This window comes from Bradyrhizobium sp. CCGUVB1N3, assembly GCF_024199925.1.
Classification (GTDB): Bacteria; Pseudomonadota; Alphaproteobacteria; order Rhizobiales; family Xanthobacteraceae; genus Bradyrhizobium.
The window spans coordinates 2,284,860-2,299,257 of sequence record NZ_JANADR010000001.1 but is presented as its reverse complement, the minus strand read 5'-3'; the positions used below and the strand labels follow the sequence as shown (position 1 = coordinate 2,299,257).

The window sequence follows — 14,398 nt, the reverse complement described above, 5'->3', positions numbered from 1 at the left end:
CCTAGTCCCCGGCCGCGCGCCTGGCCCATGGCTCGGTCACGCGAACATGCTTGATCGCCCGCCGATGGAAGGTGAAAGCCATGTGAAGTGCGCCGTCGGAGGTCTGCTTGACCGAGGGATATGACAGCTCGCGGTTGGTCTGGTCGCGCGAATTGTTCGTCATGCAATAGCCGTCGCCGGTCTCGACGTCGCGCTTGATCCAGCTCCGTCCGCCGTCGGCCGAGACGGCGAGCGTCATCGGCGCTCTCGGCGCACCCCAGAAGGCGGTGCGTCCGTCCGCCTTGCTGCCGTCCTCTGCGATCACTGGCGGCAGTTCGTCCTCGATCTCGTCGTAGAGCGAAAGACGGCGCTCGGTCGCGGCATTGGCGCTGCTGTCATTGAAGACGAGCGCGAGATGCCCGTCCGCAAGACGCGTGAACTGGATCGAGGAGTTGTTGTTCGGAAGGCTGGTTGCGACCGGCGCCGACCAGGTGCGGCCGTGATCTGCCGACCGGCTCTGATAGATGTTGTCGGCCCAGCGGCTGCGGAACAGTGCGAGCAGCGAGCCGTCGTCAAGGCGCTCGATGCACATATGCACGCAGCCGCGGCTTCCCGGCACGTCCACGTCGCGCCAGGTCGCGCCCGCGTCGGAGGAAATCTTCACCGCGCTGGTGTCCTCGTCGCCGTTCCATTTGCGTCCCGGGGTGCTGTGGCAATAGAAGACGGGCAGGAGCCAGTCGCCATTGTCGAGCACCACGATCGGCTGCCGGATGAAGGTGCCGCGGCCGCGCTGTTCCGGAAACAGCGTTTCGATCGGGCCCCAGGTCCGGCCGTGGTCGCGTGAGAGGCGTCTGCGGATGAAGGCGGTGTCCTGGTTTCCCGCAAGCTGCGCCGTCCATATCAGCCACAGCGCGCCATCCGGGGCAGGGAACAGCATCGGATTCTGCTCGGAACGCTTGGAATCATCGGACAACTTTTCGGCCGTCGACCATTGCGTGGCGCCACGGGCCAGGCGGGAGAAATAGACTGATATGTCCGACATGCCTTCCTGCGTGCCGCCGAACCAGACGCAGCCGAGATCGCCGTTGGCAAGCGGCATCCGATTGGCCGCGTGGTTCTGCACGCAGGGCGACGGAATGAAGGCGTCGAACCGGTCGGGATCGCCGGCCGCCCGGCGCACGACACCGTCGGCCGCGATCTCGGTATCCGCGATCATGCTGAAGTCCTTTCCACGAGAGTATTGGCTTGCGCGGCCGTCGGCGCGGCGCGCTCAGCGGGCGGGCGGCCGAGCACGAGACGCTCGATCGCCATCACGACCAGGGGCGTCGCCGCTGCGATGTACATGTTGTCGATGCCGAAGGGATTTCCGAGCAGATACCAGACCGTCGTCGAGACCGCGGCCCCGATCAGGCCCGCGGTCGCGCCGCGGTTACTGGCAAACAGCGGCAGATAGAAGCCCATCATGGCGACGATGGTGATCGACAGCCTGAGCGCGCGCGTGAAGAACGACAGCTTGAGGATCTCGGGAATGAAGAACACGAACACCAGCGGCGCGATGCCGATCACGACCGAGAATACGCGGGTCATCTTCAGCTCGCGCTCCGGCGTCGGCTTCCAGTAGGGGACATAGAAGTCGCGCACCACGAGGGAGGCGATCGCGAGCGCGACCGTGCAGACGCTGACGAAGATCGAGGCGACCAGCGAGGTCGTCACGAAGGCGGAGGCCAGCGGCGGCATCTTCTCCAAGAATACCGGCAGCGCGTAGAGGCTGTTCATGTCCGGATAGAGGAATTTGGCCGCAACGCCGATCAGGGCGAGCAGGAAGCCGAGCGGGAGACAGAACGCGGCCGCGTAGAAGGTCGCCTTGCGGGCGTCATCGGCGCTCGGCGTCGAGGAGATCGCCTGCACGATGAACTGCGTCGAGAAGATCGCGCCGACCGTACCGAAGGTCCAGGCAAAGATGGTCGTGAAGCCGATTTTGCCGTCCCAGCTGAAGTAATAGGCCGGCAGCTTCGCCTGCATCGGCGCGATCCCGCCGGTCAACGACATTGCGACCGCGAAGATGATGAGGATGCCGACGACCTTGATGGCACTGTGCAGGATCGTGACCCAGGCCACGCCCTTCAGGCCGCCGAACACGTAATAGAACGTAGAGACCACGGCGATGATGCACATTGCAACGGGCAGGCTGATATGCAGCGAGGTGGCGATGGCTGCTGCGCCGCTGACATAGTTGCCGACGTTCACGAGCAGCAGCGCGTAGATCATGATCACCGACACGGTGAGCATGGTCGACTTGCCGTATTTCTGCGCGATCGCGGCCGAGATCGTGTATTCGCCGGAATTGTAGAGCTTCTTCACCATCAAGAACCCGAACAGAAGGAAGCCGATCGAGGCGCCGAGCACGGCCCATCCGGCGGCCATGCCGGACTGAAACGCTTCCTGCGCTGTGCCGACGGTCGACTTGGCGCCGACGAACTCGGACATCATCAGCACGCCGACGACCACCGCGGGCATGGCGCGCGCCCCGGTCATGAACTGATCGCTCGTCTTGCTTCGCAGCTTGATCGTGAGCCACGACGTGAAGGCGGTGTAGGCGGCGATCATCGTGACGATGAGCGTGCTTTCTCCATTGAGGATGGCTTGCATCGTTGGTGTTTCCTCTGGTGACACGGACGCGGTGTTGTGAAGCCCGCTATGTCCGGTTTTGTCCGACTGCTATTTGATCGGAATGCGAACAAATGTTGTTAGTAGCTATTACACCTGCCCGAGCGCCTTCCGTCAAGCGCACGCGTTGACGCGGCGCTGGGTCGCACCCCGCCGCGTATGCATTGCTGCGGCGCGTTCAATGGGTTCCCGGTTTGGAAGAAGGATTAGCCGCTCATCTGGACCGCGTTGGTCAGGAGCTTGGCGACGCGCAGCACCTCTGGCAGCGCCGATTTCTCGAACGTCTTGATATCGATGCGGTTGGCGTCGACGGTGAGGCTGATACCGGCCACGATGGATTTGTCGGGGCCGAACACGGGTGCGGCGAGGGTGCGCAGGCCATAGGCGTTTTCGCCGTCTGAGACGGCATAACCTTGCTTGCGCACCTGATCGAGCCGCGTGAGCAACGCCTTCAGATCCGTCACCGTGCGCTCCGACAATTTGATCCGCTCGGTGGCCTCGAGCCGCGCGATCTGCTCGTTTTTCGGCAGGCCCGCAAGCATGACGTGGCCGAGCGCGGCGGCGTAGGCCTTGATCCGGCTGCCCGGCCTGCGATCGATCTTGTGGCGGTCGAGGCCGGCGCTGACGCGCGCGAGGTAGACGACGTCGCTGCCGTCGAGAACGCCGAGCGAGGCGGCGTCACCGAGCGCCGGGACAAGTTCGCGCAGCAGCGGTTCGGCCTGGCCGCGCAAATTCCCGGCGGAGAGCGCCGTGTAGCCGAGATCGAGGCACTTCAGGCTGAGACGATAATGGCGCGTCGCCTCATTGGCATGGAGGTAGCCGAGCTTGACCAGCGTCTGCACCAGGCGGAACGCCGTGCCGCGGTCCATCTCGGCGCGCTCGGCAATCTCCGTGATCGTCAGTTCGAACTCTTCGGCCGAAAAACTCTTCAGCACTGCGAAGGCCTTGGCCACCGAGTTCACGAAATTCTTGGGATTGTCGGCTGGCGATGTGGTTTTGGCCAATGTTCGTTTCCCCCTCGTCTGACGCCCGGCGGAAAGAGTTGGAACTCCTCGCGAATCCGCGCTCTATTTCGGCTTGCCAGGCAAGCAGGGAAGCCGTCCCGAATGGAAGGGCATGGGCTGCGCGCTTGACGGCCGCGACCGCGAAGTCTAATCACCTCCTCAAGGTTTGACAACAATTGTTCGGAATCCGATCAATGGATCGGCCGGATGCCAATGGAGGAGCTCTCGTCATGGACGTTCAGCCCAAAGGCGTATTTTGCGCGGCGTTGACGCCGCTGGATGCCGATCTTGCGCCGGATCATGCCGTCTTCGTCAAGCATTGTCTCCGTCTCCTCAGCGAAGGCTGTGACGGCATCGCGTTGCTGGGCACGACCGGTGAAGCGAACTCGTTTTCGGCGAGCGAACGCAAGGCGCTGATCGAGAGCGTCGTCCGCGCGGGGATCGCGCCGTCAAAGCTCCTGCCCGGAACCGGCGTGCCGGCGTTGACCGAGACCGTCGAACTGACGCGACATGCCCTCTCGCTCGGTGTCACCACCGTCGTGATGCTGCCGCCGTTCTACTACAAGGACATCACCGACGAGGGGCTGTATGCCTCCTACAGCGAGGTCATTCAGCGTGTCGCTGATGTCAGACTCAAGGTCGTGCTCTATCACATCCCCCAGATGTCGCATCAGCCGATCCCGCACGCGGTGATCGCCCGGCTGCGCGCGGCCTATCCGGACGTCATCGTCGGCATCAAGGACTCCTCCGGCGACTTCGCCAACATGACCGCGATGATCGAGAAGTTCCCGGGTTTTGCGGTGCTTGCAGGCGCCGATCCGCTGCTGCTGCCGCTTCTGAAGAAGGGCGGTGCGGGCTGCATCACTGCAACCTCGAATTTGGTGGCGCGTGAGCTCGCTTACGTATTCCGTCATTATAACGACGATGACGCCGCGCTCGAGGCGGCGCAGAACCGCATCATCAAGGCGCGCGAGCGCGTGTCCGTGTTCCCGCAGATTGCTTCGCTGAAGACGCTGCTGGCGCAAGAGACGGGGCACGCCGGCTGGCGCCGGCTGCGGCCGCCGCTGCTGCCGTTGTCGCAGGAGAACGCCGACAAGCTTCTGGCCACAGGGCTCGTCAAGGAGCAGGTGTGAGGCCATCGCTCCGCCTTCTCGCCGATGATCTGACCGGTGCGCTGGATACGGCCGCCGAGTTCGTTGGCGTGTGCGGACCGCTTCAAGTGACATGGGCAGAGGCGCTGCCTTCGCAACGTCCCGCCTGCCTCGCGATCGATACCGGCACGCGGGAGCGCGACAGGGCGGAGAGTGTTGCGATCGTCGAGCGCCTCGCGCCGCTGCTGCGCGACGGGGCGATCGCCTACAAGAAGGTCGATAGCCTGTTGCGCGGCGCCTGGGCGGCCGAGCTCGGGGCGTGCCTGCGATCGGGGCCATGGAGATCCTGCATCGTGGCTCCGGCTTTCGCCTATCAGGGTCGTCGCACCTTTGGCGGCCAGCAATATGCGCGCGCGCATGACGGGAGCTGGTCGCGGGTCGGCGAGAACCTGCTGGCGCAACTCACGGCCGAGGGGCTCGACGCGCAGACCGGGCGGTTTGATACCGATTTGCCGGCCGGCATCAGCGTCTTCGACGCCGAGAGCGAGGATGATCTCGATCGCATCGTCGCGATCGGACGCCGCGCGTCGCAGCCGGTCCTGTGGTGCGGCAGCGGTGGGCTTGCAGGCGCGCTCGCACGCGGCAGCGATGCGTCAGCGCCGTCGGTATTGCGCAAGCCGGTCCTCGGGCTGTTCGGATCGGACCAGCCTGCGACGGCCGCACAGCTTGCGGCTTGCGGCGAGGCCGTCGTCGCGCTTGCGGAAACTCGCGAAGACAACGCCGGATTGGTTCGCCGCAAGCTCGGTACGGAAGGCGTTGCGCTGGCGAAGTTCGACCTCCCGTCCGGTCTGTCCCGCGGTGAGGCGGCGCGCCGCATCGCGCGCGGACTCACGTTGCTGACGACGGCGCTGGAGCCGCCGGGCACGCTGATCGTCGCGGGCGGCGAGACCTTACGGGCGCTGTGCCTTGCGCTAGGCGCAAACGCGCTCGAGGTGACCGGACGCATCATGCCGGGTCTGCCATGCTCGATCATTCGCGGCGGCCGCTGGGACGGCGTCGCGGTGATCTCGAAATCAGGCGCCTTCGGCGCGCCGAACTTGTGGCGCACGCTGTTGCAGGACAGTCAGTTGATCAACGAAAGACATGACATATGACCCATCCGCATCTCGCCATCACCATGGGCGATCCCGCCGGGATCGGTCCGGAGATCATCATCAAGGCCTGCGAGAAGCTGCGATCGCGGATCGAAGCCGGTGATCTCCGGCTGTTGATCATCGGCAGCGGCGCAGCATTGAAGAATGCGGCCGTGCAACTGGCCGCGAAACTCGACATCCCCGAGGTGCGCGCGTCGGACAGGGACTGGCCGAACCTGTGCTTTCTCCAGGCCGATGATGAAGGCGAGCCGATCAAGCCTGGCGTGCTGACGGCCGACGGCGGCCGCTTCGCCTTCAAGGCGGTGGAGCAGGGCGTGCGCCTGACACAGGCCGGGCGGATCGGTGGGATCGTCACCGCGCCCTTGAACAAGGAGGCGCTCAACAAGGCCGGCTTCCACTATCCCGGCCATACCGAGATGCTGGCCGAGCTTACCGGCGTCAAGGGCTCCGTGATGATGCTTGCCCATGGCAACATGCGCGTCAGCCATGTCTCCACCCATGTCGCGCTCCAGGACGTGCCGAAGCGGCTGACGCCGGAGCGTCTGCGCTACGTCATCGATCTCACCGACAAGGCGCTGCGTGGTCTTGGCCTATCGAGGCCGAAGATCGCCGTGGCCGCGCTCAATCCGCACGCCGGCGAGGGCGGACTGTTCGGACGCCAGGACATCGACGTCTCCGAGCCGACGATCGCGAAGGCCGTTGCCGATGGACTGAATATCGTCGGCCCGGTGCCGGGCGATACCGTGTTCGTGAAACTGCGCGCCGGCCAATACGATGCCGTGATTGCGATGTATCACGACCAGGGACACATCCCGGTCAAGCTGCTCGGCTTCGAGGTCGATCCTGCTACCGGCCGCTGGCAGGAGCTGTCCGGTGTTAACATCACGCTGGGGCTGCCGATCATTCGCACCTCGGTCGACCACGGCACCGCCTTCGATATCGCCGGCAAGGGCATCGCCAACGAGCGCAGCCTGATCGAGGCGATCGAATATGCCGAACGTCTTGCTGCCAGCGCGACGCGCGCGTGAGCCCGGAAAGAGAACCATGACCAGCTTGTCTGCACCGATCGAAATCATCCGTCCGGAAGTGATCGAGTTCGGATCCGGCACCATCGCTGCGGTGGCGCGGTTCGCACGCGAGAAGGGCGTGCGGCGTCCGCTCGTCGTCGCCGACGCCTTCAACGCCGCGCGCGTCGACCTGCTCGGGCTGCCGGGCGAGGTGACCGTGTTCGGCGAGGTCAAGCCGGAGCCGGACGTTCCCAATCTGGAGAAGGCGCTTGGCGTCGCGCGCGCGGCGCGTCCGGATCTCGTGGTCGGCTTCGGCGGCGGCAGCGCGATGGATCTCGCCAAGCTCGTCGCCGTGCTCTGCACCGGCGAGCAGAAGCTCGCCGATGTCGTCGGTCCCGACAAGGTGGCGGGTCGCGCCGTCGCGCTGATCCAGGTGCCGACCACCTCAGGCACCGGCAGCGAGGGCGGCATCCGCGCACTCGTCACCGATCCCGCGACCCGCAACAAGCTCGCCGTGCAGAGCCGCTTCATGCTGGCCGACCTCGCGGTCGTCGATCCCGACCTCACCATGACCGTTCCGCCGCCGGTTACGGCTGCGACTGGCGTCGATGCGCTCGCACATTGCGCCGAGGCCTTCACCAGCCGCAAGGCACATCCGACCATCGATCTCTATGCGCTCGAAGGCATCCGCCTCGTCGGCCGCTATCTCGCGCGCGCGGTCAAGGACGGTGCGGATCGCGAGGCGCGGGCTGCGCTGTCATTGGCGTCGCTCTATGGCGGCTTCTGCCTGGGTCCGGTGAACACCACCGCCGGCCACGCGGTGGCCTATCCGCTCGGCACCCGCCATCACATCGCCCATGGCCTCGCCTGCGCGGTGATCTTCCCGCACACGCTGGCGTTCAACATGCCGGCGGTGGAAGCGAAGACGGAGGCCGTGCTGGAGGCGCTGGGCGCGCCGGCGACCAAGGATCCTGCGGCTGCGTTCGAGGCGGCCTACAAGTTCTGCGCGGATCTCGGCATCGAGATGAAGTTGTCAGCGCTCGGCGTGCCCGCGGACGACCTTGGCGCCATGGCCGACGAGGCCCACGCGATCCGTCGCCTTCTCGACAACAATCCGCGCGATCTCGGTCGCGATGCGATCCTGAAGATGTACCAGACGGCGTTCTGATTGTTCCTTCGGAAGACGAGTCCGTTGCGAGAGACTTTGCTGCCTCGCACAACACTGAGTCCCGCATCTGGCCTGCAAGCGGCTTGACAGTCGAAACGCTCCGCGCGCACATTCTTACACTAAGTAAGAATGACGACAGGGACGGAAATGTCGGAGCAGCCGAGAAGTCGGCGGCAGACGCGTGCAGCCATTCTTGGGCATCTGCTCAAGTCAGGCGGCATGTTTCGGCCTCCTCTGGCGAGGGCGGTGCGCCTGTCCGAGGCGAGCCTGTCGCGCATCCTGTTTGACCTGAAGGCGGAAGGCCTGATCGAGGAAGTGAGGCGACCTGCGCCTTACTTCGGTGGCCCGACTGGCCTCGTGTCGCTCGACAAGTCCGTGGCATTGGGCGCGTTCGAGCTGACCGCGCAGCGGCTGAGCGTCGGCGTCGGCACGCTTTCGGGCGAGCTGAGTTCTGTCGAGCGTCTGCCACTGCCGACGACGCTGACCGTCGAATCCGTCGGCGGCGTGTTTCGCGATGCGGGGCAATTGCTGCGGAGCTGGACGCGGCGGCGCGGGATCGACCTCGCGCAGATCGGTATTTCGGTTCCGGGGCTCGGCCGTTCGAGCGACAATCCGATCATTCCCTGTGACGTCGCACTCGTTCGCAATATGTTTGGCGAGATGTTCGCGGATGCGCCGGTCGAGTTCACGAACTCGGTTGTGGCGCATGCGATGTTTCATCGCTACCGCACCGGAGATTATCCGTTTACAGGCGCCCATCTGTTCGTGTTTGTCGGTCAGGGTGTCGCAGGCGCATGGGTGGACGACGCGGTCGAGGCCAATGCCTCGCGGCCGGTCGAACTGGGGCACATGGTGTTCGGCGAGGGCGGTCCGCGATGCCGCTGCGGCCATCATGGCTGTGTCGAGGCCTACACGTCGCTCCCTGCGCAGGCCGAGCTTCTCGGTGTTGCCGAGGCGGATTTGCTCCAGCTCGGCGACAATTGGGTCAATCAAATCCCGATTCCGTTGCGCGTGCGTCAGGAGTTGCGGCGCCGGCTGTTCCGGCTCGGCCTTGCGATTGGCAATACGCTGAACGTGAAACCAAGTCCTGGCGTCGTCATTAGTGGCTGGCCATCCCTTCTCGCAGAGGACGACCGAAAGTCCGTGGTCGAGGGGATCGATACCAGCCTGCTCGGGGGGCGGAAGCTTGCCGAGGTGTCGCTCGCTTTCGTACCGCCTTCGAACGGTAACGATCCGAATGCCGCGCTCGCCTTTGCCGCCTGTTGTCTGGCGTGCCGCGGCGGCATGCCGGCCGCATCGACGGAGGCTGCCTGAAATGCACTAAGCCGCGTGGCTCGCTCGCGCCAAAAAATTACACCCGGGAGGAACTTGCTATGCCGATCACAACAACAAGGCGTCGTCTGCTCGCTGGATCCGCTGCCGCGCTGGCACTGCCGGCATTTGCTCGCGCGCAAAGCGCGGTCAAGCCGAGACTGACCGTCATCTCGCAATGGTCCGCAGGCAGCGATGGCGCGGCTATCACGGCGCTCGGCAAGAAATTCGAGGAGAAGGGCGGGGTTTGGCAGCACTCGCCCGTCCCCGGGTTCACCACCGAGATGATGAACAAGCTACGTGCTCAGATCATAGCCGGCGATCCGCCAGCCTGTTCGCAACTCAAGGGCCCCGAGATTGCCGCCTGGTCGAAAATAGCCCCGACCGTCAATCTCGATGCCCTTGTCGCTGCCGCCGGCTACGAAAAGGTTGTGGCTCCAGATCTTGCACGATTGCATAAGCCGGGGGGCAAGTGGATTTCGCTGCCGTTGCAAATCTACAGCACCAATATGCTGTTTCTCTCCAAACGTGCGATGGACAAGGCCAAGGCCGACAAGATCCCCGTCACCTGGGCTGACTTCAACGATCTCGCCGAGAAGATGAAAGCGGGCGGTGTCGCATATCCCATCGCCAACGGCGGCACCCGCCCCGACGACGGGCAGAAATTCGAGGCCTCCTTCGCCGGCATCAGTCCGACTTCATACCGCGCAGCCCTCATGAATCTCGACGAGAAGGCCTTGAAGGGCCCCGAGATAAGAGCTGCCTTCGCTCAGGTGCGCAAGATCGCGGACTGGATGGACCCCAATGTGGGCGCCCAACCCTTTGCCACCAACCTGAAGCGTTTCGTCGACGGCGACATGGGCATGATGATCCAGGGCGGGTGGGCGCAGGGCGTGCTGCGCAATGCCGGTTTCAAGTTCGACGACTTTGTCATCGCCCCGGGCCCCAGCGACAACAGCAAGCCGGTGTTCCTGTTGAATGCCGATGCCTTCATATTCTGGCAGCGCAGTGAGCCCGATCTACAGGCCGGTCAGACGCTGATGGCCCAGCTCGTCATGGATCCGGCGATCCAGACAATGTATTCGCAGATCACGGGATCGATACCCGTGCGCACCGATGTCGACCTCTCTGGCGCCGGCTGGTCGGACGGTCAACGGCGAACTGCTGCAGCTTTGAAAGACGCTGTCGCCAATAATCAGGCCGTCCTGAGCCTCGCGCACAACATGGCGCAGGAAAACGGCCTGACCGCGGCGATGATCGACGTGATCACAGAGTATGTGAAGAACAAGACGATTACGCCGGAGCAGGCGGTCACCCGCCTCGCCGAGGCCGTCGAGGGGGCGCGTTGACAGTCACCGTCGCTGCGGCACCGCGAACAGGGCGGCTGACGAAACCTGGCGTGGTGCGCCGGCTGCCCGAGTATCTGATGATCTGGGTGCCGCTTCTGTTATCGGCGGCGCACCTAGTTTCGTTTTCGCTGTGGACGATCTGGATCTCGTTCACGCCATCCACGCTTGTCCCGGTCTCGGGCTGGGTGGGTCTGCGCAACTACACGTCGGTCCTGGCGACCCGGAACTGGAACATCGCCTTCGACAATCTTCTGCTGTTTGGCAGCGCTTTCGTGCTGCTGAGTTTGGTGACCGGCCTCATGCTTGCGATCCTGATCGACCAGCGCATTCGCGGCGAGAACGTGCTGCGATCCATCTTCCTCTACCCCCTCGCGGTATCGTTCGTCGTCACCGGCACGGTCTGGAGTTGGCTGCTCAAACCCGGCCTTGGGATCCAGAAGCTCGTCCAGGACCTAGGCTGGACCTCCTTCCGCTTCGACTGGCTGGTCGACCGCGACATGGCAATCTGGACGATCGTCATCGCTGCGATCTGGCAATCCTCGGGCTTCGCCATGGCGCTGTTCCTCGCCGGCCTCCGGTCCGTCGATGCCGACCTGATCAAGGCCGCGCAGATCGACGGCGCCGGGCCGGTCCGCATGTACCGGCGCGTGATCCTGCCGACACTCTGGCCGATCACCGTCACCGTCATCGTCATCCAGCTGCAGTTCGCCATTTCGACCTTCGATCTCGTGCGCGCGCTTACCAACGGCGGTCCTGGACTTGCGACCCAGCTGCCGGCTCTCGTCGTCTACGACCTGATGTTCCAGCGGGGCTTGCTCGGTCGCGGTGCGGCGGCGGCTGTGCTCATGTTGTTGATTCTTCTCGCGGTGCTGCTGCCGTACGCCGCGTGGCGATATCTCCAGCGACGGCGGGCGGCTCATGCGTGAGCGAAACTTTGCGCCGAGCCGCATGCTGATCTATCTCGTCGTTTCGCTGGTCGCGGCGGCGTGGCTCGTACCACTGATCGTCGTCGTGCTGAACTCGCTGCGCAGCAACGAGGAAATCGCGCAGACCTCGATGATCGGCTGGCCGCTGCACTGGGCCTTCGGCAACTACCTCACGGCCTGGTCCGACTTCTGCGTGGCGCAAACCTGCGCAGGCATCCGGCCGTACATGCTGAACTCCGCGCTCGTCACCATTCCTGCGACGATCTTCTCGACCCTGCTCGGTGCGGTCGCCGGTTACGCGGTTTCGCTCTGGCGCTTTCGCGGCGATCAGTGGATCTATGGCGTCGTCACGCTCGGCATCTTCCTTCCGCAGCAGATGCGTCTGCTGCCCTGGACCATTGTGCTGCGCGATACGGGCCTGATGAACACGCTCACGGGACTGGTGCTGATCCACACGATCCAGGGGCTCTCCTTCACGGTTTTGTTCTGCCGCAACTACTACGTTGCCATCCCGCAGGAATTGATAAGGGCCGCGCGCATCGATGGCGCGGGGTTCTTTCGCATTTTCTGGCGGATCATTCTGCCGCTCTCGCCGCCCATCCTGGTCGTCACCGTGATCTGGCAGTTCACGCATATCTGGAACGAGTTCCTTTATGGCGTGACGTTCACGACCGGCCAACAGCAGCCGGTCACCGCCGCGTTGATCGCGCTCTCAGCCGCGGTCGCCGATATCCCGCAGCATGGCGTGCAAAGCGCCGCGGTCGTGATCGCTGCCCTGCCCACCCTGTTGATCTATCTGATCGGTGGCAAATACTTCGTACGCGGCCTGACCGCCGGCGCCGTGAAATAATGGAGACGTCATGGCAGCTTTGAGCATTCGCGCCCTGTCGAAGCGCTACGCCAATCTGGAGGTGCTGAAGGGGATCGATCTCGACATCGAGAGCGGTGAGTTCACCGTGCTGGTCGGGCCATCCGGCTGCGGCAAGTCAACGCTGCTCAATATCGTGGCCGGGCTCGATCGCCCCAGCGCGGGGACGATCGAAATCGGCGGCCGGATCGTCAACGACGTTCCGCCGAAGGACCGCGACATCGCCATGGTGTTCCAGTCATACGCGCTCTATCCGTCGATGACGGTGCGCCAGAACATCACGTTCGGCATGGAATGCCGCCACGTCTCGCGGGCAGAGCAGGAGAAGGCGCTGGCCAATGTCGCGCGCCTGTTGCAGATCGAGCCGCTGCTCGGCCGCAAGCCGTCGCAACTGTCCGGCGGCCAACGCCAGCGCGTGGCGATGGGGCGCGCACTGGTGCGCGACCCCCTGCTGTTCCTGTTCGACGAGCCGCTCTCCAATCTCGATGCCAAGCTGCGCGTCGAGATGCGGATGGAGATCAAGCGGCTGCATCAGCGCATCGGCGCGACCATCGTCTACGTCACCCATGACCAGATCGAGGCGATGACGATGGCGACGCGGATCGCCGTCATGCACCAGGGCGAGGTGCAGCAGTTCGCCGATCCCGACACCGTCTACCGCTATCCGGCCAATCTGTTCGTCGCCCGCTTCATGGGCTCGCCGCCGATGAACACGATGAAGGCGCGGCTGGAAGCCGAAGATGGCGGGCCGGTCGTCGTCATCGGGGCAGGGCGGCCGGACGAGGCCCGCCTGCGGCTGCAAGGGTATGACGCGGCCGCCTCTTTTGTCGGCCGCGACATCGTGGTCGGGATTCGGCCGGAATGCATCGCCGAGGGAAGTCGCGGTTTCTCCAACGGCGCCGGGGCGCCCGTCGTCGTCAATGCGCCGGTCGAGATGGTCGAGCCCACCGGCGCGGAGACCATCGTGCTGTTGCGGCTCGGCGGCGAGTCCGCTTTGGCGCGGATCGCGCCGGACATCCGGCCGGTGCCCGGCGAGCGCGCCGCTTTCGCGCTCGACACGCGCCGCATCTGCCTGTTCGACCCCGAGACGGAGCGGCTGATCGCATGACCGAGACGAGTTATCCGGGCCTTGCGGGCCAGGTGGTGTTGATCACCGGAGGCGCCAGCGGCATCGGCGCGGCCTTCGTGCGAGCCTTCGCGGCCCAAAAGGCCCGCGTCGCCTTCCTCGACATCGACACCGAAGCCGGCGAAGCGCTGGTGCGGGAGGTGACGGGCGCAAGCGGCGCGGCGCCGCTGTTCGTGCCGTGCGATTTGCTCGACATCGACGCCCTGCGCGAGGCGATGGCGCGCGTCCACGGCGCGCTTGGCGATGCCGCGGTGCTGGTCAACAATGCCGCCAACGACCAGCGCCAGTCTCTGTCCGAGGTGACGCCGGCCGAATTCGACTGGATGATCGGGGCCAATCTCAAGCACGTCTTCTTCACGGCGCAGGCGATCGTGCCGCAGATGCGGGCACGCGGCGGCGGTTCGATCATCAACATGTCGTCGATCGCATGGATGCGCGGCGCGCCGGCGCTGCCGGTTTACGCTGCGGCCAAGGCGGCGATCGTCGGCTTCACCAACTCGCTGGCTCGGCTGGTCGGCCCGGACCGCATCCGCGTCAATGCGATTGCGCCCGGCATGGTGATCACGGAGCGTCAGCGCCGGCTCTGGTATCCCGACGAGCAGGCGATCGCTGAACTCCGCACGCGGCAGGCCATTCCTGACGCAGTGACACCCGAGGATATCGCGCGAATGGCACTGTTTCTCGCGTCCGACGACAGCAAACGCGTGACGCGCCAGTGCTTCCAGGTCGACGGCGGCCTCGGCTAGGA

The 14,398-nt window shown here is 64.8% G+C and carries 13 protein-coding genes; 10 read left to right on the top strand and 3 right to left on the bottom strand.

All coding sequences use genetic code 11. The features are described from left to right. Position 1 precedes the first annotated feature (1 nt). The 3 genes from NLM33_RS10960 to NLM33_RS10950 all read right to left on the bottom strand — a co-directional run bounded on the left by NLM33_RS10960 (position 2) and on the right by NLM33_RS10950 (position 3,650). Entirely contained in the window at positions 2-1,195 is a 1,194-nt protein-coding gene (locus NLM33_RS10960) for an exo-alpha-sialidase (RefSeq protein WP_254096058.1), read from the bottom strand. After that, positions 1,192-2,628, bottom strand: a complete 1,437-nt coding sequence (locus tag NLM33_RS10955) for a sodium:solute symporter family protein (protein WP_254096057.1) — start codon at positions 2,626-2,628, stop codon at positions 1,192-1,194. Before NLM33_RS10955 ends, NLM33_RS10960 begins: the two co-directional genes overlap by 4 nt. 224 nt (positions 2,629-2,852) lie before the next feature. Beyond that, positions 2,853-3,650 (bottom strand): IclR family transcriptional regulator, encoded by a 798-nt coding sequence (locus NLM33_RS10950; protein WP_254096056.1) that lies wholly within the window; start codon positions 3,648-3,650, stop codon positions 2,853-2,855. Positions 3,651-3,880: 230 nt separating this feature from the next. On the opposite strand from NLM33_RS10950, the gene NLM33_RS10945 reads away from it, so the two are divergent. The 10 genes from NLM33_RS10945 to NLM33_RS10900 all read left to right on the top strand — a co-directional run bounded on the left by NLM33_RS10945 (position 3,881) and on the right by NLM33_RS10900 (position 14,396). After that, positions 3,881-4,783 carry a dihydrodipicolinate synthase family protein gene (locus tag NLM33_RS10945; protein ID WP_254096055.1) on the top strand — a complete coding sequence of 301 codons (903 nt, stop codon included), beginning with the start codon at positions 3,881-3,883 and terminating at the stop codon, positions 4,781-4,783. Further along, complete coding sequence (locus NLM33_RS10940) at positions 4,780-5,895, top strand: four-carbon acid sugar kinase family protein (RefSeq protein WP_254096054.1); 1,116 nt, start codon at positions 4,780-4,782, stop codon at positions 5,893-5,895. The genes NLM33_RS10945 and NLM33_RS10940 overlap by 4 nt, the downstream gene beginning before the upstream one ends. Next, on the top strand, positions 5,892-6,923 hold the full coding sequence (pdxA, locus tag NLM33_RS10935) for a 4-hydroxythreonine-4-phosphate dehydrogenase PdxA (protein ID WP_254096053.1): 1,032 nt from the start codon (positions 5,892-5,894) through the stop codon (positions 6,921-6,923). Before NLM33_RS10940 ends, pdxA begins: the two co-directional genes overlap by 4 nt. Positions 6,924-6,939: 16 nt before the next feature. Continuing rightward, the gene (locus NLM33_RS10930; protein WP_254096052.1) at positions 6,940-8,070 is read left to right on the top strand and encodes an iron-containing alcohol dehydrogenase; all 1,131 of its coding nucleotides are present in this window, start codon (positions 6,940-6,942) and stop codon (positions 8,068-8,070) included. A gap of 147 nt (positions 8,071-8,217) precedes the next feature. Continuing rightward, positions 8,218-9,384 carry an ROK family protein gene (locus NLM33_RS10925; protein ID WP_254096051.1) on the top strand — a complete coding sequence of 389 codons (1,167 nt, stop codon included), beginning with the start codon at positions 8,218-8,220 and terminating at the stop codon, positions 9,382-9,384. Positions 9,385-9,443: 59 nt separating this feature from the next. Further along, complete coding sequence (locus tag NLM33_RS10920; protein WP_371930114.1) at positions 9,444-10,730, top strand: ABC transporter substrate-binding protein; 1,287 nt, start codon at positions 9,444-9,446, stop codon at positions 10,728-10,730. A 77-nt stretch (positions 10,731-10,807) separates the two neighbouring features. After that, positions 10,808-11,656, top strand: a complete 849-nt coding sequence (locus NLM33_RS10915; protein ID WP_254105737.1) for a carbohydrate ABC transporter permease — start codon at positions 10,808-10,810, stop codon at positions 11,654-11,656. After that, the gene (locus NLM33_RS10910; RefSeq protein WP_254096050.1) at positions 11,649-12,506 is read left to right on the top strand and encodes a carbohydrate ABC transporter permease; all 858 of its coding nucleotides are present in this window, start codon (positions 11,649-11,651) and stop codon (positions 12,504-12,506) included. Before NLM33_RS10915 ends, NLM33_RS10910 begins: the two co-directional genes overlap by 8 nt. Before the next feature lie 10 nt (positions 12,507-12,516). Then, complete coding sequence (locus NLM33_RS10905; RefSeq protein ID WP_254096049.1) at positions 12,517-13,632, top strand: ABC transporter ATP-binding protein; 1,116 nt, start codon at positions 12,517-12,519, stop codon at positions 13,630-13,632. Continuing rightward, positions 13,629-14,396: an SDR family NAD(P)-dependent oxidoreductase gene (locus NLM33_RS10900; protein ID WP_254096048.1), complete on the top strand. Its 768-nt coding sequence runs from the start codon at positions 13,629-13,631 to the stop codon at positions 14,394-14,396. Before NLM33_RS10905 ends, NLM33_RS10900 begins: the two co-directional genes overlap by 4 nt. The last annotated feature ends 2 nt before the right edge of the window (positions 14,397-14,398 follow it).

Coding starts and splice junctions, on each gene's coding strand:
- NLM33_RS10960 (WP_254096058.1), bottom strand. CDS start 1,195: ATGATCGCGGATACCGAGATCGCGGCCGACGGTGTCGTGCGCCGGGCG.
- NLM33_RS10955 (WP_254096057.1), bottom strand. CDS start 2,628: ATGCAAGCCATCCTCAATGGAGAAAGCACGCTCATCGTCACGATGATC.
- NLM33_RS10945 (WP_254096055.1), top strand. CDS start 3,881: ATGGACGTTCAGCCCAAAGGCGTATTTTGCGCGGCGTTGACGCCGCTG.
- pdxA (WP_254096053.1), top strand. CDS start 5,892: ATGACCCATCCGCATCTCGCCATCACCATGGGCGATCCCGCCGGGATC.
- NLM33_RS10930 (WP_254096052.1), top strand. CDS start 6,940: ATGACCAGCTTGTCTGCACCGATCGAAATCATCCGTCCGGAAGTGATC.
- NLM33_RS10925 (WP_254096051.1), top strand. CDS start 8,218: ATGTCGGAGCAGCCGAGAAGTCGGCGGCAGACGCGTGCAGCCATTCTT.
- NLM33_RS10920 (WP_371930114.1), top strand. CDS start 9,444: ATGCCGATCACAACAACAAGGCGTCGTCTGCTCGCTGGATCCGCTGCC.
- NLM33_RS10915 (WP_254105737.1), top strand. CDS start 10,808: ATGATCTGGGTGCCGCTTCTGTTATCGGCGGCGCACCTAGTTTCGTTT.
- NLM33_RS10910 (WP_254096050.1), top strand. CDS start 11,649: ATGCGTGAGCGAAACTTTGCGCCGAGCCGCATGCTGATCTATCTCGTC.
- NLM33_RS10905 (WP_254096049.1), top strand. CDS start 12,517: ATGGCAGCTTTGAGCATTCGCGCCCTGTCGAAGCGCTACGCCAATCTG.
- NLM33_RS10900 (WP_254096048.1), top strand. CDS start 13,629: ATGACCGAGACGAGTTATCCGGGCCTTGCGGGCCAGGTGGTGTTGATC.